Here is a 22,531-nt window from a genome sequence, read left to right as displayed (position 1 = left end):
ATGAAAAAGTTAACAGTATTAATAATTATAACTAGTTTTAGCTGCTGTTTTGCTGACGCAAGAAGAGCTATTAATGTATTTCATGAACAGTGGTTTCTTGAAAGCCCAATGGATGGGTATGAATCTACTGAAGGAATTGATTATTCCATAGGTTTCAAATTCATTGGTAGCAATGATGATTTAATAATAAAATTGCTTCTTGCTGATGATTCATTAGTGTTCAGAAATCAGAAAATCGAATGTTTTAAACAGGAGTGCAAAATAACAGATAAGATAAATGGTAAAAAGAATTTTCTTCTCTTATTTAAAGATGAAGATAGGTTTATATTAAAATATTCTTCTGTGAAAACAATCACACTTAATTGGAACTTTGTGAGAAAGAAAGGAGAAAATATTTATCGTGGTTTTAACTTTTGACTCTGAGCCTCGTAAAAACTATGCAATTGAACAAAATGCATATTAGATTGAACTAAAATAGAAATGGTAAGGGAATTTCGATAAGATTGACTGAGAAAACTCGAAAAAGGAAACTTGAAATATAAACTAGCTAATAAACTTTAAAGATCACTAGCGAAGTGTAATGAATAAGTTTCCCGCGCCAACGATCGACCGAGCGTTGCCGTCGAGGGAGAGCGTGATCGCTTAAAAAAAGAAATCGGAAAAGAAAAAAGATACGAGGCGCACAAAGAAATATAAATAGAGTTTCTCTTTTCTTAAAAGCAAGGGAGATGTTTCTCGCGGTGGCGAGGCCAAGGATGGCCGAAGCTCGTGCGTCGTAACACGGAGGTTACGCGCACAGGAGCGTGGAACATCGAACGTTTGGGGAGAGGAAGATTGGGAAGATGTAGGAGTACAACAGAATGCTGCGCTCAAAGATTTTTACAATGTGGGACTCGCGGGAGACGCCAAAAAGATTTCAGCTGCAGCAAATGATATCGCCGCGGTGAAAGAGAGAAATGAGAAGAGATTCCAGGAAGCCAAAGCAGCTGCGGAATCAGCGGATTCGTTTCTCAATGATATGATACTAGCGTATATATCGGGTGGAACCGCAGGGATCAAATCATCGATCAAAGGTAAAATAGAAGATCAAATCAACTCAAGTTTGGCGGGAGCCTTTATCCGTGCTACTGGAGGAAGTGAAGACCAAATTGCGATGGCCTCGGATATCATCAGCTTTATGCGTGGGAAGATGCAGGAAAGAAATGTCAAAGCGAGAGCGAATACATTCTCGATCAGTGATCCGTTAAGATCTATAGAGAATGCGGTTGCGAAAAGTTATAATAAAATGAACCAGTTGAGTGGAGGTATAACCGGAGCGATGACAGCGCATTTCGTGTCCGGAGTGACAGCCTTGGTAGATACAGTAGCAGGAGCGGTGAGTTCCGTAGCAGGAGCGTTTGGTGGCATAGGAGGAGCGCTCATGACAACGAATCCGTTTGTAGCCGCAAGCGCAGCGATGGTAGTAGCTACGGATAACTATATAGATAATCAGAAAGAAAAGATGACTGGAGCGAAGGATACAATAGCCGGAATCCGAGCGAACGAAATGGGCCTTGCGAAAAAATATGCGACGAGTGCGGTAGCAAGTGCCACGGGACTTCCTCCTGAAGTAGCAAATAACATAGTGGCAGACTATGTAGGATCGCAAGCAGCGAAGAAAGTAAGAAGTGCGATTAATGCCAATCCATTAACCAATGTGGTCAGTCAAGTAGTGGGTGTTGTGGGAGGAATTGCAAAGACAGCAGCAGTAGCATTCGGAGCGAAGGAAAGAGATATCCAGAAAGCATTTGCAGAGGGCAATCGAATTGCCAATGCGGGGAGTTTGGACTATGGGACAGCGGAAATACAATCGGAAGCATACTTGAACCAAACATTTGGAATGAAATTAGGAAGTGCTAGTTATACTTCTCAGACCCCAACTCTCAAGGACGAGAAGAGATTCGTAGAAGAATATGGGAAACGAATCGTAGTGGAAGAAATCGTTAAAGCCACAGGCTTTGATAAAGATATAGCGAATGCTGCGTTTAGACAACAGTATGATGGAATCCAACAGAAGAAAGCTGACAAGAAAGCACAAGCTGATGCGGCGAGGTCAACAGCGATTACAGTAGCCGTTACTTTATTAACATTGGGAGCATCAGGGCCGTTGTCCGGAGTGATGTCGGGAGTGAACAGTACGTTAAGTACAGTAGGAAACTTTGTATCAAATATGGTAAAATTCTTCGGTCCCGCAATAAACGGTGGAACGCAACTCGGTGCAACGATCATCAAGACCGCCATACAGGTAGTAGATGGTTCCAGAAATGGAACGGAAGGAATGCTGGCCGGACTTGCGAATGGAGTATTGGGAGGAATGACCGGTGGTGGGAAACTAGACTTAAGCAATAGTTTTACCTCATCGATGGGAGCACTTGCTCCGGTTCTCAAGAACACAGCACTTGGTTTGGGCGTGACTTACGACAAACAGAATGGTTGGGGAGGAAGGATCGGGATAGGAAATGCAAGCACGAATGCATCCATTAGTTTCTCACAAAGAGGAAATACAACTATCTCAGGATCAGCGGCAATCATCCCCGGCGTAAAAGAATTCCAGGCTACACTAAGCACAACTACAAACGGAGCCACAACGATTGGAGGGAATTATAACTTCAATGGAAATGGTCCAAGAGAGGGATGGAATATAGGTGCAAACTATGACATCAACGGTGGAGGATTTTCCGGAAGTGTAGGATATACTGATCCAGATACCGGACTCGGACTCACATCAACTATAGATGGAAACGGATTATCTACATCAGCCCAAGTGAATGGTGTGAATCTCGCAACGAATGGACCTGACGGGTTCAGCTTTGATGAGATGAACTGGTCTGAGCAGAACATCAACCTCGCACAAGATAGAGGAAAAACCCTTCGAGAGAATGAGATCATGAAAGAGAACGGAATCTCTGACCCGGATAGTTTGTCTCCTCAGGAAAGGAGTCGGATATTAGGAGAAATCAACAAAGCAACAGAGGATAAACAACTCAGGGCATCAGGCAAAACGGACAAAGAAATAGCAGAAATGAGTCGTGACGCCAGGGAAGCTTTGTTGGATGAAATCAACGGAGTGATAGATCCAGAGAAGCTAGCAATCGGAGCGTTGGCAGGAGTTGGAACATTCTTTGCGAGTGCACTCGCCTATATGGGTTTAGGTGGTGGGACGAATAGTAGGCCATTGCCAACGCCTACGACACCGAATGCGCAGGTTGTTGAGGTTCCTGTCAGGAGAAGAGAGGATGGGGATGATGATGTTAATGAATTCGATCCTAACAAATTGTCTTCAGCAGATAAAGCTGAATATGATCGACTTTTGAAAGAGGCAGAAGATGCGGAACGTGCTGCTGAGAGTGCAAGTTTGGTTGCTGATAATGGGAATGCAAATACAAAATATTGGGAAGATGCAAAAGCTAAAGCCGCTGAGGCAAAGAAAGCACTTTCTAAATTTGCTAAAAATGTAGCTAGGGCGATGGGAGTTAATGATACTACTAGTGCGAATGCAATGAACTCACCGGTAAGAGAAATCAATTCCTTAGGAGACCCAAACCAAGTTAGTCTTCCTCAACATAAGCTATCTCAAATTGATGAAAGTATTTCCAAATTAAATGAGAAATTAAGTAAACTTGGAATAGATTTAGGTGAAGTTGGAAAAGGATATTCTGATACTGTATTTAAAGATTTAGATGCAACTGGCAAAGCAGAGAAAATCAAAGCTGATTTAGACGCTCTTGCGAAACAAAAAGCAGAAATAGAAGCCAAGAGAAATACAGCGAGCACGGCTGATAAAGTGAAATACGATGCTGCGCTCAAAGACCTGGATACACTGTCCGGAAAAATCAAATTTCAGGATCTATTAGTTCGATCTAATCCAGTATTTGAAATCCAGAAGGATATAAGTGGTAATATAAAACCGGAATCACTGCTAGGCCCCGGTAGAGTAATCCTTGATCCTTCCGATTTGAAAACCATGTTGACTTCTGGTTATTTCGCGCAGAATCCTGAGAAGATGGGTGCGATTATGACAAATATAGCAACTGAATTGAATAAACTTCCAGAGGGACAATACCCTATCACAAAGGTAGCCAAAGCAGGAACAGACCCGATTGAATATATAACTGGGGAAGCAGCCATCCGTAAAATGATGAATGATGGAAGTTTTGGAAGAGATGCCGCATCTGGAATTTGTTATGCGTTTGTGAATTATACAATGCAAAAAGCGAATGGAATCGAAGCTAGATCATTTTCTCAGTGGTATGTAGATAATGTAAATCAAGGAAGAATCGGATATGGAGAAACCCAAGGAGGGAGTAAAGGTATATTTGAGGGAACAGCTGACGTAAATCCGTATACATATGCCGATGGCCGAAATGTAAATGGGGTGAATTATGGAACTTACAAGGAACCTTTACGAATCAAAAATTCAGATATAGCGGCCGTTAATAGTGCTGTAACGCAATTAAATAATAGTTCAGCACAAACTGCGATACTTCATATCAATACAGATAACGATGCAGAAGGAGATCACTACATCACAATCATCCGAAATCAAGAAACCGGAACTTGGGAAACTGTGGATCACCATGGAACTGGTTGGAGTAGAGGACAAAACCCGTTTAGCAAAGAGAATATTGTTAATATTAGGAGAATAACTTATGTGGAATAAGTTAATAGTCGTTTGTTTGTTTGTTTGTTCGCTTTTTTGTGGCAACCAAGTTGAAGGTGAAAAGGAAGTGGGTTATGACCAAGGTAAAAAGTGTATATACGCTTCTTCAGGTAACCAAAAGATAAATAAGATTTCTAAATATTTTCATATTAAATTGGACGATGTCGAAAAGCAGGGAATGGATTTTTATTTTTTGATGTCATTAGATAAAGTTGAATTTTCTTTTTACAGTTTATCAAACAATCTCACTTTTCCACTTGTTCGAGTTGAAGACAATGTTTTTCTCGTTCCTGAAAAAAAGGTTTATCTAGGTTTGCTCTTCGACAAAGAAGATAATAAGACTTATGTCTGGATAGAAAATTCAAAAAAAAATCTATTCAAAGACTATGAAATGATTGGGTCTGTTGACCAAAAGGAAACTTCAACAACTTGCTTGGATAGAGCAAAAATAAATTCAATTTACGAAGGACGTAAACAAGAAATAGGGGCCGGCCCAGAACCAGATGGGGGAGTTTTTAAATTAGAAGTAGGTTATAATCGCGTTACACACGACAATATATTGGTTAGAAACAAGCCAGACCAAAATGGCAAAGTGATATCAAAGTTAAAAAAAGACAGTCGCATTGCTCTATTAGCTGATACAGGTATTTATGCAAAAATACCACCATATGGAGCAAGTCACTGGGTAAAAGTGCGTTTAGTGGATGGTAGAATTGGCTATGTATTTGGCTGGTTTTTACTATGGGAAGAAAGCTTTCCGGATGGTTATAAATTGGATTAATCCCCGCGCCAACGATCGTAGCGTAAATCCTTTGCAAAGCAAAGATTGAAGCGAAGAGCGTGGTCGGGTAAAAAAAGAAGTTGGAAAAGAAAAAAGAATGCGAGGCGCCAAGAGAAATATGAATATAGATAAAGTGTTTCTTCTCTTAAAAGCAAGGGAGATGTTTCTCGCGGTGGCGAGGCCAGGACGGCCGAAGCTCGTGCGTCGTAACACGGAGGTTACGCGCACGAGAGCGTGAAGCATCGAACGTTAACGGAAAGACAAGAAGGTCTGAGCCTCGTAAAAACTATACAATTGAACAAAATGTATATTATATTGAACAAAAATAGAAGTTCCAAGGGAATTTCGATAAGATTGACTGAGAGAAAACTCGAAAAAGGAAACTTGAAATATAAACGAGCTAATAAACTTTAAAGATTGCTAGTGGAGTGTAATGAATAAGTTTCCTGCGCCAGTGATCGACCAGCGAAGCGAGCGTTGCCGCCTTAGGGAGAGCACGGTCAGTTAAAGGAAGAGAGGAATTGTAAAAGGAAGATATGGGGCGCACAAGCGCATAAAAAAGGCCACAAAACAAAAGTCTTGCGGCCTCTCTTTTCTAACCGGTTGGTTGGAACGAAGAATTATGCGAAAAATCTTTTTTCCACTTCTTCAGGGAGTTTTTGTCCTGTGAGTTTTGCTCTTTGGACTAGTTCCCAGAAGTAACGGTAAGTCGCTCTGTCATGAAGGTCTCCGTCGTGTTGGATCGGTCCCCATTCTGCGTCTTGTGCTTTGATTAGGATGTCGCAAGCAGTTTGCGTTTCTGCAAAGTTAGGTGCCATTGCATCCAGGATGGATTGGATTTGTGCAGGGTAGATGGACCACATACGTAAAAAACCGAATTCGTCATGGGCACGTTTTGCATCAGCATAAGTTTGGTAGATGTTTTTCAAATCCAAAGTTACGTTGTGTGCAGGAATCACTCCGTTCATAAGAGCTGCTGCGACTAAGTTTGATTTTCCACGACGAAGTAACTCGTGGTCGAATTGGCCTGGGGATTTCATACAAGAAGCAGGAATCGCACCATGGTGGCCTGAGATAAAATCCATAAGTCCGAAGTCCAAAACTTGCAACCAAGGAAGGGCAGCGATTTCGAACACGTCTTGCAACGCACCGTGAGTTTCTATCAAAACATGGATTGGAATTTCTCTTTTGATTCCCGCTTTTTTACAAGCTTCTTGGATATAAGTGATTTGTTCTTTCACTTGAGATGCTTTCGTAGGTTTCGGAATTGTGATGTAAGCGATCACATTTCCTGCACCCGGAACGATGATGTCTATATCGCCTTTCCAATGCGGGTTGGTGTAATCGTGGATACGAACCCCGCTCATTTTATGTTTATTGAGTTCGGAATTTTGAATGCGAACAATCATTTCCGCATGTTCTTTTTCTTTTCCGGTTTGCGCACCGTCTTCGCAATCCATAGTGATATCAAAGAGGCCGCCCAATTTGTTTTGGAGCTCCAGAGCTTTTGTGATCAGTTTTTCAGATCCGGCGAAGTGTTCGCAAGCAGGGATGATCGGGAAAGGTTTTTCTCCTGCGAAAAGTGCGGATTGCGGGTGAGTCAGTGCCATTTAGGGTTACCTTTATTATGAGGAATTTTTTACCAATTTTTGCGATTTTGCCCTTCCGTCTAGGAAATAATGGCGTAGAGGATCTGGGCACCCCGTCCCAAGGTCCGGCCGGGCTACTCCGGGCTCCGCGTTCGCTCCGGTCGCAAGCCGCGACCAAGCCCTCCGTATCCCTGGTGCAGCAGTTGTTTTGGTTCCCGTGTCCATCGTGAATAGAATGACATGAGTCATTGAAACGCAGAAATGCGAATTCTAATCCAGGTAAGGAAAGGCAAAAAGGCGAACTTTTTGGAAATAAATTTTGAGGAAGGGTGGCTTCGCTTTACAGGGAGAAGGTGCTGTGGTAGAGAGGACGCATTGGGTGGCGGGTCTAGTTCCCCACCCAAATCGGGCGGGGAAAAATAAATACCCCAGCCCAAAATCTCCCCATATTTTGATTGCTAAAATGAAAAAACTTAATTCTATTTAGGACTTTCCGTCCTTTAGGAGGATTCAATGAGAGTTGTTACACAAACGTTTCTCAATCTGCCTGTAAAAAACTTGGACAAGTCCATTCAATTTTTTACAAAACTGGGGTTTACATTCAACCCGGACTTCACTGATGAAAAAGCCACTTGCATGATCATCAATGAACATTCCTTTGCTATGCTTCTTGTAGAAGAATACTTCGAAACATTTTCCAAACTTCCTATCTCGAAAGGATCGAGAGAGTATATTCTTGCGCTCTCTCTTACTTCCCGCAGTGAAGTCGATGAGATGGTAAAGATTGCCCTCTCTTCCGGAGGCAAGCCGGCCAATGATGCACAAGACCATGGGTTTATGTACAGTTGCAGTTTTTTGGATCCGGATGATCATCTTTGGGAAGTTTTCTTTATGGATGCACTCCCTCCGAAAGAATGAAAAAGAAAATCCCTTCGGCAAAAACAAAACAAACGGAAAAACCTACCAAAGAACCTATCAATTGGAAGGAGAAATGGGAAACCACCAAGATAGTTGCGGATAGGACTGCAACCTCCGGTGTTTCCATATTAAACGGCGCTTTCGGGAATCATTTGGACTCTTTCGATCTTGCAGCGCCGATGCAGTTTTATTTGGAAAAAAAAAGAGTCTCTCTCCGCAAAGAGGATTTAAAATCCTATCCTCATATTTCTTCTAAAATCTGCGTTCTGGTTCATGGCTTGGGAAGCGATGAAGCCATGTGGAAATTCAGCGGAGAATCGGAAGACTACGGAACTCTTCTCCAAAAAGAAAAAGGGATGACCCCGTTTTACCTGCGTTATAATACAGGACTTCATATTTCCGACAATGGCCAGGCACTTTCATCTCTTCTGGAAGAATTGATTCGAAATTCCCCTGTCTCTATCAAAGAAATTATTTTTATTTCCCATAGTATGGGAGGACTTGTTACGCGTAGCGCCTGTTATTATGGTGAAAAGAAAAAACACAAATGGGTTTCCAAAACCAAGAAAATATTCTTTATCGGTTCTCCCCATCATGGTGCCGGTTTGGAAAAATTCAGTAACGTTGTCACAACCGTTCTCGGTAAAATTCCGAATCCATTCACCCATCTTACGAAAAAAGCGATCAACCTTCGAAGTGCCGGGATCAAAGACTTGCGTTACGGATATCTGGTGGAGGAAGACTGGAAAGGAAAAGATCCCGACGCTTTTCTGGAAAATTCAAAAAGACATATCCCTCTTATGAAATCTGTAGATTATTATGTGATCACGGGAACTCTTACCAAAAATCCGAACCATCCTTTGGCGGACTTTTTCGGAGATGCCATTGTGGGGAAATGGAGTTCTTTGGGAAAATCGGGAAATGGAAAATACGATTTGGATTTTCCCAAAGAGAATTGGAAGGAATTATCCGGAATCAATCACTTACGTTTAATGTATGATAGGCGAGTATACGATGAGATCCGGGAATGGTGCAAATAATTTAAATCTTCTTTGATCCGAATATCATATATCATGGTGAAATACATTCAATCGGTTCGGCCATGGATCGTTCATTGCATTATGATTCCATAATATAGTTGTTATCAAATTGTAAAAAACAATATTTCAGATCCGGCGGATAGTCGTTTTTTGCAATGGCTCTGTGCTTAATTTTTATACATAGGAAACGATCCATTTCCCGGATAAAACAAGAATAACTGATTTTATAGCTATTTTAGCTAAGGGAAAATACTAGGATAACCCTAGGATATTTCCGAAGTTTTTGTATATAACAACGAGTATGCGGCTATATATTTAGGGATAACTAGAAGCAAAAATAAACTGGTGGTATTAATTTCTTTCTTCTTTACTCCTCGAACCATTTTTTTCAACTGAAATTAACTTAAAATTTAGGTTCATTATGCTCGGTTCAAACCTTACCAAATATGTCGTTCGTTCCTCTTTCCTAATTATCATCTTATTTACCAGCTACTGTACTGCCGCGAGTAACGCCGCGGATCAGTTTTTATTCGGGCTTTCAGAGACAGTGGACAAATCTCCTGCGGGGGTCACTGTTAAGTCGCTAACGGGAGGTTATTCCGTTTCGGAAAACCCTTCTCTCGGAACACTCGGAGTTACACTCCAACTCAATAGGCAACCTATTCAGGATGTTAAGATTCCTCTGAGTTTGGACAATCCTGCCATTGCAACTCTTTCCATTGATAGCATGACATTCACTACTTCCAACTGGGATACTCCTCAGACTGTTACGATCAGTGGTGTTAATAATGATGAAGTGGATGGAAACAAAGACACCATCATAGTCATCGGCAAAGGTGTGAGTACGGACGCACTTTATAGCGGACTCATTACTCCTACAAGACCGCTCACTGTGATTGATGATGATTCTTACAGTGTGGTTGTGTCTCCTAAGTCTCTTCAAACTACGGAAGCTGCAGGTGCTGGACGTACTACTACATTTACTGTGGTGCTTGCGAGTAAACCGACGAGTACCGTAACGATTCCCACTCTCAATCCGAATGTGGATTCCACGAATAACACGGGTCAGGAGGGGACGATTGATAAAACCTCATTAACATTCACAACAACTAATTTTAATATCCCTCAAGTGGTAACAGTTACCGGAGTAGACGATGTTTTTTTGGATGGAAACAAAACGTATACGATTCAAATATCCAATAGCACGAGTACCGATCCTAACTACAGCAATCTTGCCGTTCCTTCTGTAACGGTTGTTAATATTGACAACGAATTGCCCGGGATTGTCGTTACACCTACGACGCTTTCTATCAACGAAGCGGATACCAACGGAACGTTTACGGTTGTGCTGACAAACCCTCCTACCGGGAACGTTACGATTCCCGTTACCAATCCGAACCCTACGAGAGCGACCGTCAGCACTACACTACTTACTTTTACGACCGGAAATTATAATACTCCTCAGACAGTTACTGTCACCCCTGTGAATAACCTGATCGCCGATGGAAACTCAAGTTTCACTCTCGACTTGGGAATTGCAACGAATTACGGAAACGAAAATGCTCCCGATGTTGCAATTACGATCGTAGATAACGATACTCCAGGTGTAACGGTTGTTCAATTGAATCAGAATATCGTAGAAGGAACTCTGCAAACTGCATTCTTTCGTCTTCGGTTGAATTCTGAACCTACTGCAAATGTAACGATTCCTATCAACGATACTTTCGACGCCAAAAATACCGGCCATCGACAAGGAAGTGCCGCAGTTACATCCGTTACTTTTACCCCCTCCAATTGGAACACATACCAGGATATAACGGTAACACCTGTCAATGATGATGTAGCAGATGGAAATTTCCAATGGGTCATTGAACTGCAAAGATGCGTGAGCACGGATCCGAAATACGGAGAAACATCTCCTGGCGCCGCAAACGGAATTAAGCCGACTCCGAATATCACAGTGAATGAAGACGATGATGATATTGCAGGGTTTACGATCGTAGCCTATAATAAAATGGATGGTTCCACTTCGTTAATCCAAACTGCAAAATCAGCAACAACTGTGACCGGTTTTGCGACGGATGATAGTCATAATTTGGACCCGCAATCGTATTCCCGATGGACGATCAGATTAAGATCACAACCTCTTGCTACGGTGAATTTAAGCTTAACAACAAGTACAAGCGGAACCACTAATGATGGAACGCTAAATACCAATTCTCTCACTTTCACCACTGCCAATTGGGCCACTCCTCAAACAGTTTTTGTAACCGGCGCGTCCAATGGAGCCAATGAAGGAAACTTGGATTATTCTGTAAATGTTACGGCAACAGGTGATGATCTGTACGGAAACGGATCTTACGGATATAGAGATTCCGCACAAGTGGCACGTCCTGCATTCACTATTTACAGTTGTGATAATGATGTTGCCAACCAGATCATAGGTTGTAGACGATCCGGAACTTTCTCCACTACGGAAGGCGGAGGAACGGGGATATTTCATTTGATCACCCAATCCGATCCGGGATCGAGTGTGACTGTTCCTGTTTCCAGTAACAATCTTGCCGAAGGAACTGTTGGTTCCGCAACTGCTACGATTACAAGTGGAGGTAGCGGAAATTGGAAAACGATGACAACAAGTGCGTCCAATCAAATCACAGCAACCGGAGTTCAGGATGCCAACATTGACGGAAATATCGCATATACGATTGTTTTAGGGACTTCTTCGGGAGGTTTGACGATTGATCCTCCCGATATGACGATCTATAATATCGATGATGAATTGGTAGTGGAAGTGAGTGCGGGAAGTAATGATACTTCGGAAGACGGGACAACTGCAACCTTCGGAGTTCGTATCCGAAATACCGTGTCCCCTACAGCTAACGTGACTTTTACGATCGCATGTAAATCAGGTAGTACTGAATGTTCAAGCTTAAGCGCATCTTCTCTTACATTCACACCTGCAAATTTCAATACATACCAGACGATCACCGTGACACCAACGGACGATAGTAGAGCGGATAACACGCAAGCAGTTTGTGTACAATTCGGAACGGTGGTCAGTACGGATCTTGCTCTGAATGATTTTCAACCACCTGACAATTGTCCGATGAATAACCTCGACAATGATAAAATTATATTCGTCACAAACCAAAGTTTCAATCCGAACTTTAACGATTCGAATAACGATCTTACCGAGCAGGATGGGTTTTGCCAAACGGATACCAATAGACCTACCTGGGGAACTTACAAAGCTTTAATTTCAAATACAGTGTCGCGCGTAGCTACTACAACGGGAACGGACGCAACTGGACAAAACGCTTGGGTTTTAGCTGCAAGTAAAGGATATTATCTGGCGACAGGTTTCTCGGCGCCTTATACCAATAGGGTTTTCACTACCAATACAAATAAACTTTTTAGTTTTGGAAGTTTGACAACGGCGCTACCTGCAGGTACATATTGGACCGGTCTTAACAGCAACTGGACTACAGCCACAAACAATTGCGTAAATTGGTCTCAGAACGATCCCTCGGATCCGACTCCTGCCGGAGGTATTTATGAAACCACTTACGGATCAGGGAGCTCCACGACTTCTTCTTCCATAAGCGGCGGAGTTAGTAACTGTTTGACGACCACCACCCGCAAACTCATCTGCGTTCAACAATAAATACAATCGATGAATCTATATTCTATGCAAAACAAACTTAAAACAAAAGTAAGCTGGAAACTCGGCTTACTTTCCTTTCTTTTGATCTCAAATTGTGTTTCGGATCAAAAACCGCAATGGATGCAATCCAAAGCTTTCCAGAAGTTTTGCGGCTGTGCCGCACCCTTACCGGTTAGCAGTGCGAAGGCGGCAACCAGAGAAGAAGCGTTGGGAAGTCTTCCCGAAGGCGCCTTGGATGATATGGGCACACCCGATTATTTGGAACGGGTGTACTCCGGAATCAAAAACGATTTTGAATTCACCGGAACCCAATTCGAACAACATGTGGATGGGCTTGTGGCCAAAGGGGTGGAGCTCAAACGGATCGAAGAAGATAAAAAGTTAAGGGAGATTCTGATCGTGATAGACGGGGACGTTGCTTTTCCTTCCGGAAAATCCACAATGACTCCGAAAGCGGTAGAGATGATCGGCAAAATCTCCGATGCGGTTTCCCTCTATCCTGAAACGAATGTTAGGATCGGAGGACATACGGATTCTGCAGGTGCTTTTACCATGAACTTAAAACTCAGTAAAGCGAGAGCATTTGCGGTAAAAGCGGAGATGCAAAGAACTCACCAGATTGCAGAAGTTAGGTTTAAGGAAGTGGACGGGTATGCAGATTTAAGAAAAATCGTGGATACCATGGCGCCGGAACCGAAAAACAGACGAACAGAGGTTAGGGTAGGAACCGTTCGGATCGTATTATAACCAAATATATCTATGAATTTAAAATTATATTTCAAAAACATATCAGTCTTTGTTTTTTCTTTTTTGTTGTTTCCGGCGATTTTGTTTTCCGAAGATTTGAAAACCGATACGACCACTGAAACCGAAGTTCCCAAACAACCTTCCGTAGCGAAAGACGAACCGGTAAAACTCACTCCTATGGACAAATACGAAGGTGTCTTCGAACATAGATTGCAATTCAGAATGGGTATCGGATTCGGTAAATTATCTCCTGCTATTTTGAATGAAACAGGCCCCGCCTGGTTTATGAATTCGATTATGCGCCAAGCGAACGAGCCTACGGCGCCACTTGCCATTCCTTACAAAACCACAAAAGACCTGGACACTATCCCTCAATACAGAGATATCACTTACGGATGGAAAAACAAATTCGAAATCCAATATGCGGAAGACCGCACAATCGGAAAATACGATCGGGACAAACCTGCTTCGAATAATTTTTTCTCGCCTAGAACCAATAATTATTGGGCGTCCGCATTCGAAGGGAATCGTCTGCTTCGGTTCGAAGGAGAAAGCCAACATTTCCGGTTTTCTTACACTCATCCCATTACGGATCGTTTTATGATCGGACCTTCCATCAACTTCCACCGTTATACGGAGAAAAACAAGATCTCCTACGGATCATATTCTACAAGCAGACCCGAAGCACCGGTCCCCGACAAAGCCACCTGGTCTATCGGCGGAGACGCAAATGCGGAATATTCTATGAAAGGAATTTTGCCCGGTATTTACACTAAGGTAAAACTGAAAGATTGGTGGGAAGTAAGAGGAAGGATCGAACTACTCGATCGTAAAGGTGATTTTTCTGTTTTAGGATCTCAGATCATCCAAGAGACTTCTCAAAGTATAAATGCTTTAACTGCTGTTCTACCGGCTTACGGCGGAAAGGTGCATGACAAAGGAACTCTTTTGCAAATCGAATCGAGTTTTCGTTACTGCAGATTCAGTTTGGATATAGGAATGATCCGTCAGGATGTGCAGAGAAAATATTCCACATACTTGGGAGATACGATCGGATCCGTTGCCAAAGTGGATTATTCCGCGAGAAGCATCGGAATCGGTTTTTCGGAAATGTCCAGTAGCATCAAGCATACCGTCACTGAATTTTATATAATGCCAGGAGTATCTTTTATGTATGACCAAGAGGGCATCTATTAAAAAATAGGCCCGTATGAGTGAATCGAACCCGGAACGTCAAATTTATACTCCGCCTATGAATCCCCCCGGTCCCATACCGGGACTCGGAGAGCTTTGCCGGGAGTGGGGGGAAGAAGGGATTCGGGATTTGGTTTCCCGCTTTTACGACCGGATTCCGGATTCTAAAATCGGAAAGATGTTCCCTGAAAATCTAGATCTCGCCAAACAAAAGCAAGCTGACTTTATCATTCAGGTCACCGGTGGAAAACCTCATTATTCCCAGAACTACGGACCACCTAGGATGAGGATGCGTCATTTTCCATTCGTTATCGACGAAGAAGCGCGCCTTGAGTGGATTCGTTGTTATATGGAAGCATTGGACGAATCTGTTTTTTCCGAAGATTCCAAAAGGATCTTTTCGTCCTTTTTGGAAAGTTTCAGCAAATGGATGGTCAATTCGATTTGAATGTCCCGATCGAAAACAAAAGAAAATTTTTTTGAATCTTTATCTCAAACTATCCGCTTCTTTCGTAAGTTTTTCAATCTGATCCTGCAATTCTTTCGAATTTTCCGCAACCAACTGAATCGCCTGTTCGATCACTTGGATCGCTTTGGTGACTTCGTTGTTCCCCGATTTTTGTTCGCTTGCGACAACGGATAATTGGGAAGAAATATTTCCCAGCTCGCGTAAAGCCTCGATCATTCTGGAATTGAGTTCGTTCTGTTCCGAGACTTTCTTTTTCAATCCGTTTACATTCGAAAATATATCGTTTAACTCCCGTTCCTGGAAGGTGACCTTATCCGTTACCTGTTCCGCCGCATCATTCCCCGACTTCCTGAGCTACAACGGCGAATCCTCTTCCGTATTCACCGGCACGTGCAGCTTCAATAGATGCATTTAATGCGAGTAAGTTGGTTCTGTCCGCAATTTCTTTCATGATTTGATTGACTTCTTCCACTTTTTGAAACGAAGTTTTTACCTCGTCCATTGTCAGTTTGAGATCGACTACGGACGAAGTGACTTGGCGGGAGTAAGCGCTAGAAGTCTCGACTTGTTTTGTGATTTTATCCGTATCGTTTGCTACTTGTACTAGAATGGTTTCCAGAGTATCGCTTTCATGAATCAGTTGGCTGATGGTATTGTTTTGCGTATCCACAAGTTCGGAAGAACTATCGGTGCTTTGGGAAAGTTCCACAAGAGACGCACTGATCTCTTCAATGGAAGCTGCTTGCGTTTGTACTTGAGACGTCAATTCGTCTCCGAAACTTTTCAATCTTTCCGAACTATGAAGCAACTGTTCTCCCGTTTTCTGCATACTTTCTTTTTTTCTATCCACTTCATTGGCATGATGAATGGCTTCCTTTGCTTTTTCATCCGCAGCTTCTTTCATATCCTTGAGAAGATTTACCACCGACCCTACGATAAATGAAATGGAAATCAGGAAGATCACTTTTAAAAATTCGGTTTGGCTGCTCACATTTTCAATGACCCAACTTTCCGTATTTTTCTGTACAAAATGTACGCCAATTACATGAGCGGCGAACAAAAGCGTAATTGTATAAAGTGCCGCGGAATAAATTCCTAAAGTCAGACTGATTTTCCGGGAAATCAGAAAACCAGAATATATGATAAAAAAATAAAGTATACTGTACGTAGGCGAGGACTTGATTGCATAGGCTGCGTTGGGGACGCCCAAAATCATATTGCCCAAACTGAGAGAGAGGGTGAGTGTGACATCGCTGAAAAGAAAAAAGGGTGCGAGTCTTTCTCCCCAATGGCTTTTTTTGAATAAAAAATGTTGTAACAGGGCGAAAGCAATAAACAGAACAACTACGCTGACGTTGATTTTTAGAATCGTCGGGGTGTATGCTTTGAAGTTTCCCAATATGGAGATAAGAAAAACGGCACCTAAGCTAAAGCGGATTCGATTGATGAGTTCGGCACCTGTTTTTCTTATGTGATGGCCTTTTTTGGCTTTCGACATGTGGTTCTCCTGATTTTGGACATATAGGTTCATTCAGCATAATATTTGCTATCTTAAAATAGAATCAAAAATCTGTTCTTGACGATTCCTTATTTATCCTATAGTCTTTTAAGTCCGAACTTATGAATTTTGAACCAGAGTGGATTCCGCATAAAGGCAAACAGATTCGTTTCATCGATTATCGAAATCTTAACGAAGAAGAGATGATCGAGAGACTTCGCGCGTCTATGTCCGATTACCAGTCGGTAACTACGAAAATTTTGTGCCTTGTTGATTATTCCAATTCGTTCGTTTCTTCCAAGTATTTCAATATTTTATTATCCGAAGGTGCTGCGGAAATCCGAAAGGAAAAAATAGAAAAAACGGCACTCATCGGTCTCAATCTCGCCAAACTGGCGTACCTCGATATTTACAAAACACTTACGCATGACCAACGCATTCGCGTCTTCGAAAGAAAAGAAGAAGCTTTGGATTGGCTTACCGAATAAACGTTCGATGCTTCCGGCTCCTGTGTGCGTGACGTCCTGTCACGACACACGAGCTTCAGCCGTCCTGGCTCCGCCACCGCCGGAAGCATCTCACTTGCTTTTAAGAGTAGAATATTGAAATTTATTTCATTTATAGCTTGAATAAGGGTGGCGCCTCGGATTTGTTAGATGATAAAAATTCTTTCGAATTCCCGACCGGGCTCTTCCGCGACTTCGCCTTACGGCTTCGGTCCTTCGGACGGCGGCCTTTGGCCCCCTCGCTCCGATCCCTCGCGCGAAGAATCGATCTTAGCCGAAAATAAATTTTAAATTATCATCTCGAGATGTCGTAGTTGCAAAAAGGCGAACTTATTTGTAAAAAATTTCCGGTTAGGTGAGATTTGCTGGAAAGATCGTGCAGGATGTGCTATATAGGACTCATTGGGTGGCGGGTGGTTAACCCCACCCAATGTCGATAGGGCGGGGATGGTATACTAAAAACTTACGTCTTAAGCCTTCTCCAAAAGCTTCAATATCACCGCTTTTTGCGCATCCAATCGATTCTCGGCTTGCGTAAATATGATCGATCTTTCGTTTAACACGACTTCCCTTGTGATTTCGAAACCCGCGTGAATCGGCATATCGTGCATTACTTTTGCTTTCGTATGTTTTAGCAGTTCCGAATTGATCTGATACGGCATCATCAGTTCGATTCTTTCTTCCTTTTCCTTTTGAAACTTCGGGTCGTTGAAAAATTCCATATCCACCCAGGTGTCTGTGTAAACATAATCCGCATCCCGAACAGCGGTCTTAAGGTCTTTTTCCCAAGAAACGGTTCCTTTGGATTTTCCTCTTTCCACCACTTCCGCCACAATCGAATCGGGACTTGCAATTGGTGTTACAAGTGTTAAATGAATTCCCAGTGCAGCGGTAATCCCGATAAGAGAATTGACCACGTTATTATGGACACCTATATAACAGATTTTCGTTTTTTTCCAATCCTTCGGTCTGTCCATAACTATTGTTAGTATATCTGCGAGTGCTTGGCAGGGATGAAACAAATTGCAACAGCCGTTGATCACGGGAACTTTGGACCCGCTTTGTAAAATCAACAGATCCTCATTTCGTTTGAGCCTTGCCATAATGATGGAAACATTTCGGGAAAGATATTCCGCTTCAAAATCAATATCGGATAATAAAAAATTGGAAGACATCCAATCTAAAAAGATGGCATGACCTCCGAGTTCGGTCATCCCCGCTTCAAAGGAAACTCTGGTTCTTGTGGAAGTTTTTTGAAACAGCATTGCCATGGATCGACCGGCCATGTGACCTGAGAAAAATACTCTGTTTTGTTTTACGTATACGGCAAAGTCGATTAACTCTGCAATTTGGTCGTCAGACCAATCCTTCCAGGAAATGAGGTGGGTGAGTGTAGACATGATAATCGCCTACATTGATTATCGGTGCAAACCTTTGCAGTTTTAAAGAAAGAAAGGAAAAATTACCGGAGCTTTGATGAATCTTCCTGCTCCGGTTGCATTTTTCAATTAGGCGGCAGCCATGGAACGCGCAATCAGAACATCCGGAAGTAAAAATTCTTCTGAAAATTTCAGGCCGAATTCGGTTCCTTCGCTTGTTTCTCTGATCCAAACGATTTTGCCACTGTATTTAATCTTGGAACGAGTCAGCTCGCTTTCAATGAGACCAGTAAGGATATCTTTCTCTTTGATCTCAGATCCCATTTCTACTAGGCCGCTGACTCCGATCTCCGAGATGTCCCGGATGCTTGCAAGAAGGTACTCAGGAGTTTCGTTCTTTGAGTATACTTTTAATACGAAGTCATCCCAGGCGTTGGAAAAGATTCTTTGTTTTGCTCGAGATTCTAACATTTGATTTATCTCCTAGAATTACAATCTTACTAGTGCATAAATCGTGCCAGAACCGTGTTTAGCCAAAAGAAATCGTTACGAAACAAAAAAATCATAATCCTGACCTATTTTGCTCTTTGGTTGATCAAACTGACATAAAGCAAATTACAAAATGCTTAGAAATTAGACACTTTAGAATTATTCTAAAAATTTTCTATACGTAAGTCAACTCCTTCGAAATATGTCCTTATTACACTAACAGAGGACATGGTATGAAACAAATAAATAAAATTTATACTCCAATCGTTTTTCTTTGTTTTGCGGTCGCGGCCTGCGGTCCTTCCCAAGAAACAAAAGAACTGCAATTGAAAGCAAAAAAAATCATCGGCGCACTTCCGTCTAAAATGCCCGGATCGGAAAAAGATACACCGGAACTGGTTTCCCTTGGAAAAAAACTTTATTTCGAGAAAAAACTTTCCCAAAATAATACTCAATCTTGTAACTCTTGTCATAATATCGAAGGAAAAGGAGCCGGAGTGGATAACCTTCCTACTTCTCCCGGAGCTTTCGGCAAAAACGGAGATAGAAACTCTCCTACGGTTTTAAATGCCGGTTATCATTTTGCTCAATTCTGGGACGGACGTGCAGCGGATCTGAAAGCACAGGCCAAAGGACCCATTCTCAATCCGGTAGAGATGGCTATGCCTTCCGAAGCGGAAGTATTGAAACGATTGAATGAGGATTCCGAATACCCGGCATTATTTGCAAAAGCATTTCCTAATGAAAAGACAGCGGTAACTTATGATAACCTTGCCGAAGCAATTGCCTCATTCGAAAGAACACTTACGACTCCTTCCCGATTTGATGATTTTGTCAACGGAGATCATACCGCTTTGGCACAAGATGAACAAGACGGACTCTACACATTTATTTCCTCAGGATGTACGTCTTGCCATTCGGGAAATGCTCTTGGTGGAAATTCGTTTAGAAAACTGGGACAAGTCAATCCCTACGATACTACCGACTTCGGTCGTTTCAATGTTACTAAAAAAGCGGAGGACAAACATTTTTTCAAAGTTCCTTCTTTGCGTAACGTTAGTTTGACGGCACCGTATTTCCATGACGGAAAAGTGGCAACCTTGGAAGATGCCGTGAAAAAAATGGCATATCATCAGTTAGGTCAAAATCTTTCGGATGCCGATACGAATAAGATCGTAAAATTTTTAGGGACTCTTTCCGACAAATCCAGAACCAATTAATCCCTATTCTCTTTAAAAACCCTCGAATCTTTCTTTCGATTCCGGGGGTTTTTTTCTTTCCCCTAGACCTAGTATCCGTAATCGTTTCTAGTATGCAGACCAGTTTACGCGACCAATTGTTTCAGTGGATGAAAACCTATGCTTACAGATACTCTGAAACCGCATTTCGTTTAGCCAGCGGAATGGAATCCCATCATTATTTTAATTGTAAAGAACTCACCCTCCACCCGGAAAGATTGTCCGCACTTGCGGACTGTATGATTGAGGAACTCATTCCCAAGCTGCTCGGTGATTTTCAAGCAGTGGGAGGACTCACACTTGGTGCCGATCCGATCGCTTATGCGCTCTCTTTGGCTTATCAAAAGAAAGGTAAATTGATTTATCCTTTGGTGGTTCGCAAAGAAGCAAAAGGTCACGGAACCGGACAACAGATAGAAGGTTTTTGGAAAGACATTAAATCTTGTTTGGTGGTAGACGATGTGATCACTACGGGAGGTTCCACTTTGAAAGCCGTCGCGGCACTTAGGGAAGCGGGAATCGAAGTGACCAAAGGAATCTGCGTTTTGGACAGAGAAGAGGGCGGAAAGGAAGCTTTGGAGAAACAGGGAATCCGAATGGTTTCTTTATTCAAAAAAGCGGAGTTTATCGTATGAGTAAAAAAATCTTTTCTTATAATGTTGAATCGTTTCGAAAAAAACTAATCATTCGAACCAGTTTGGTTTTATCCATGTTCCTTTTGTTTTTGATTTATAATACGTTTCAATTGCCCGGATCGGAAAGAGGAAAGTTTCTTATGATCTTCGCTCCTTTGTTTTTTCTGCTTGTGTGGTTTATGAAAAAGAATTTCAGCAAACAAGTGGATATTCTAAAAAACGGGCGGGTGGAAATCGAAGGCGGTATGTTGAAACAATTCGATTCCGGAGGAAGTTGCGCCAGCATTCGTCTGAAAGATATTGAAAAGATCACTCACGACAAATTCAGATCTTATGATCGTTTGGTGATCGAAACCAAAGAAAAAATCTATCCAATCGTAAATATCAAAGACTTTAACGAGTTCAAAGAGACAATCGAATCAAATGCAAATTTGAAAGCGGAATTGGATGAAACGGAAATTAGTCTTTTTACAATGAGAACGGCTTTGTTTTTTGTTCCCAGTTTGGCCTTTGCCATCGTAACATATATCCCGGAACTTCGGATTCGATTTCCTTTTTTAAACAAAGAAACGGGAATGCTCTTTTTCAATGTCAATCTGATCATTTTCTTTTTGTATATGCCGGAAAAGAAAAACTATATTTTACCTGGGTTTTCCTTAAAGAGGAGGATGCTATTTATCAGTCTTATGGTATTCTTTTTTCAAGTTTACACCGCACTGAGTAAGGCGGGATTTTTCGACCGGGAGCCGAAGATTTAGTGATTTGTTTTTTGAATGATCCCTTGGCGCATCATATTCAATTTTGCCTGACAATATCTTCTTAATTCAATCATATCAGCTTCGTATCTTTTCAAAAGCCTGTCTTGGCCGGTTCTACCCTCCATCACTTGGAGGGTATCTCTTACCATTTTGATGTCTTTTTCTTCTTTCAGTTTTCCCGTCTGAATCAATTTTTTAATCACATCAAATTCATATTTGCGGAAATGCACACGAATCAAAAATTCCACGGAAAAAGCTTGTGTGGCTTTGACCCAGTTCTGATCGATCTTTTCTTTTGGTGCCTCACGAATCTGATCGATAGCACGTTTGCCCGCTTCCTGTTCTCTTGCATTCAGGTAAGGCGCCATCTCATCGACCGCGTTCATTTCATCACGATAAACTTCCTGTAACTGGTTTCTCTTCCATTGATCCGTATATTCAAAGTTAGCTGTATTTAGAATGCGGGAATATTCTTCCAACATCACGACCAAATTGATGGATCTGCCCAAAGGTGTGTTATTGTATTCCTTGATTTTAGGAAATAATTCTCTTGTGATTTGAAACGCGGATTTACGTTTGTAATTACTCGATTCATAGAGTTTCTCTAAAGTATCTTCCGCGGATTTTTTCAAATCATTGAGTATGGACAAATCGGCACAAAGATACGCTTCTTCTCCGTATACAAATAAGTTGGGATCGGGTGCTACTATATTGATGATGAAAATGTAATGGCTCTCCTTGAGAGAGTTAAGAATCTTGCGAATGTCTTCTTCCGATCTACTGAAATGTCCGGCCCAGATACGAAGGAAAGTTTCCGAAGTCGGAATTTTATCCTTTCCTTCCAAATTTTCCTTTTTAATCGCATCTGCAAGTTCGAGAGCAACTTTGATCGTTCCGGCCATGTTATCTGTTCTGGAGCAAAAT

19 protein-coding genes are annotated in these 22,531 nt (G+C 42.0%); 13 read left to right on the top strand and 6 right to left on the bottom strand.

All coding sequences use genetic code 11. The annotated features are described in order from the left end of the window. From DI077_RS12810 to DI077_RS12800, 3 genes are all read left to right on the top strand, one after another. Positions 1 to 417 carry a hypothetical protein gene (locus DI077_RS12810; protein WP_109019008.1) on the top strand — a complete coding sequence of 139 codons (417 nt, stop codon included), beginning with the start codon at positions 1 to 3 and terminating at the stop codon, positions 415 to 417. 469 nt (positions 418 to 886) lie between these two features. Further along, positions 887 to 4,699 (top strand): hypothetical protein, encoded by a 3,813-nt coding sequence (locus DI077_RS12805; RefSeq protein WP_109019009.1) that lies wholly within the window; start codon positions 887 to 889, stop codon positions 4,697 to 4,699. Continuing rightward, positions 4,689 to 5,480 carry an SH3 domain-containing protein gene (locus DI077_RS12800; protein WP_109019010.1) on the top strand — a complete coding sequence of 264 codons (792 nt, stop codon included), beginning with the start codon at positions 4,689 to 4,691 and terminating at the stop codon, positions 5,478 to 5,480. Before DI077_RS12805 ends, DI077_RS12800 begins: the two co-directional genes overlap by 11 nt. 620 nt (positions 5,481 to 6,100) lie before the next feature. Here the strand turns inward: DI077_RS12800 and DI077_RS12795 are convergent. Then, positions 6,101 to 7,090 carry an HpcH/HpaI aldolase/citrate lyase family protein gene (locus DI077_RS12795; RefSeq protein ID WP_109019011.1) on the bottom strand — a complete coding sequence of 330 codons (990 nt, stop codon included), beginning with the start codon at positions 7,088 to 7,090 and terminating at the stop codon, positions 6,101 to 6,103. Between the two features lie 492 nt (positions 7,091 to 7,582). Between DI077_RS12795 and DI077_RS12790 the strand changes: the two genes are divergently transcribed. The 6 genes from DI077_RS12790 to DI077_RS12765 all read left to right on the top strand — a co-directional run bounded on the left by DI077_RS12790 (position 7,583) and on the right by DI077_RS12765 (position 15,083). Then, on the top strand, positions 7,583 to 7,987 hold the full coding sequence (locus tag DI077_RS12790; RefSeq protein WP_109019012.1) for a VOC family protein: 405 nt from the start codon (positions 7,583 to 7,585) through the stop codon (positions 7,985 to 7,987). Then, the gene (locus DI077_RS12785; RefSeq protein ID WP_109019013.1) at positions 7,984 to 9,027 is read left to right on the top strand and encodes an esterase/lipase family protein; all 1,044 of its coding nucleotides are present in this window, start codon (positions 7,984 to 7,986) and stop codon (positions 9,025 to 9,027) included. Before DI077_RS12790 ends, DI077_RS12785 begins: the two co-directional genes overlap by 4 nt. 421 nt (positions 9,028 to 9,448) lie before the next feature. Beyond that, complete coding sequence (locus tag DI077_RS12780) at positions 9,449 to 12,694, top strand: DUF1554 domain-containing protein (RefSeq protein WP_109019014.1); 3,246 nt, start codon at positions 9,449 to 9,451, stop codon at positions 12,692 to 12,694. 9 nt (positions 12,695 to 12,703) lie between these two features. Further along, a complete protein-coding gene (locus tag DI077_RS12775; protein ID WP_242935190.1) occupies positions 12,704 to 13,441 on the top strand; it encodes an OmpA family protein in 738 nt (245 codons plus the stop codon). A gap of 12 nt (positions 13,442 to 13,453) precedes the next feature. Next, positions 13,454 to 14,638 (top strand): hypothetical protein, encoded by a 1,185-nt coding sequence (locus DI077_RS12770; protein ID WP_109019015.1) that lies wholly within the window; start codon positions 13,454 to 13,456, stop codon positions 14,636 to 14,638. 13 nt (positions 14,639 to 14,651) lie between these two features. Further along, complete coding sequence (locus DI077_RS12765; protein WP_109019016.1) at positions 14,652 to 15,083, top strand: globin domain-containing protein; 432 nt, start codon at positions 14,652 to 14,654, stop codon at positions 15,081 to 15,083. 39 nt (positions 15,084 to 15,122) lie between these two features. On the opposite strand, the gene DI077_RS12760 is transcribed toward DI077_RS12765, so the two are convergent. Beyond that, positions 15,123 to 15,362 carry a hypothetical protein gene (locus DI077_RS12760; RefSeq protein ID WP_109019017.1) on the bottom strand — a complete coding sequence of 80 codons (240 nt, stop codon included), beginning with the start codon at positions 15,360 to 15,362 and terminating at the stop codon, positions 15,123 to 15,125. Positions 15,363 to 15,438: 76 nt separating this feature from the next. Next, positions 15,439 to 16,602: a methyl-accepting chemotaxis protein gene (locus DI077_RS12755; RefSeq protein WP_167837096.1), complete on the bottom strand. Its 1,164-nt coding sequence runs from the start codon at positions 16,600 to 16,602 to the stop codon at positions 15,439 to 15,441. A 122-nt stretch (positions 16,603 to 16,724) separates the two neighbouring features. On the opposite strand from DI077_RS12755, the gene DI077_RS12750 reads away from it, so the two are divergent. Beyond that, positions 16,725 to 17,090, top strand: a complete 366-nt coding sequence (locus tag DI077_RS12750; protein ID WP_109019019.1) for a hypothetical protein — start codon at positions 16,725 to 16,727, stop codon at positions 17,088 to 17,090. 488 nt (positions 17,091 to 17,578) lie between these two features. Here the strand turns inward: DI077_RS12750 and DI077_RS12745 are convergent, their stop codons facing one another. Together DI077_RS12745 and DI077_RS12740 are read right to left on the bottom strand one after the other, a co-directional pair. Beyond that, positions 17,579 to 18,508: an ornithine carbamoyltransferase gene (locus tag DI077_RS12745; RefSeq protein ID WP_109019020.1), complete on the bottom strand. Its 930-nt coding sequence runs from the start codon at positions 18,506 to 18,508 to the stop codon at positions 17,579 to 17,581. A gap of 108 nt (positions 18,509 to 18,616) precedes the next feature. Then, entirely contained in the window at positions 18,617 to 18,958 is a 342-nt protein-coding gene (locus DI077_RS12740) for an LEPBI_I2431 family sigma-54 regulated protein (RefSeq protein WP_109019021.1), read from the bottom strand. A 251-nt stretch (positions 18,959 to 19,209) separates the two neighbouring features. On the opposite strand from DI077_RS12740, the gene DI077_RS12735 reads away from it, so the two are divergent. The 3 genes from DI077_RS12735 (at position 19,210) to DI077_RS12725 (ending at position 21,607) form a co-directional block, all read left to right on the top strand. After that, positions 19,210 to 20,196 (top strand): cytochrome-c peroxidase, encoded by a 987-nt coding sequence (locus tag DI077_RS12735; protein WP_109019022.1) that lies wholly within the window; start codon positions 19,210 to 19,212, stop codon positions 20,194 to 20,196. A 92-nt stretch (positions 20,197 to 20,288) separates the two neighbouring features. Continuing rightward, entirely contained in the window at positions 20,289 to 20,849 is a 561-nt protein-coding gene (gene pyrE, locus DI077_RS12730) for an orotate phosphoribosyltransferase (protein ID WP_109019023.1), read from the top strand. Next, positions 20,846 to 21,607: a hypothetical protein gene (locus DI077_RS12725; RefSeq protein ID WP_109019024.1), complete on the top strand. Its 762-nt coding sequence runs from the start codon at positions 20,846 to 20,848 to the stop codon at positions 21,605 to 21,607. The genes pyrE and DI077_RS12725 overlap by 4 nt, the downstream gene beginning before the upstream one ends. Here DI077_RS12725 and DI077_RS12720 read toward each other — a convergent pair. Beyond that, entirely contained in the window at positions 21,604 to 22,509 is a 906-nt protein-coding gene (locus DI077_RS12720) for a hypothetical protein (protein WP_109019025.1), read from the bottom strand. The two genes, DI077_RS12725 and DI077_RS12720, sit on opposite strands and share 4 nt — an antisense overlap. Positions 22,510 to 22,531: the final 22 nt, after the last annotated feature.

This window comes from Leptospira kobayashii (genome assembly GCF_003114835.2).
Taxonomy (GTDB): Bacteria; Spirochaetota; Leptospiria; order Leptospirales; family Leptospiraceae; genus Leptospira_A; species Leptospira_A kobayashii.
This window is presented reverse-complemented; position numbering and strand designations above follow the sequence as displayed.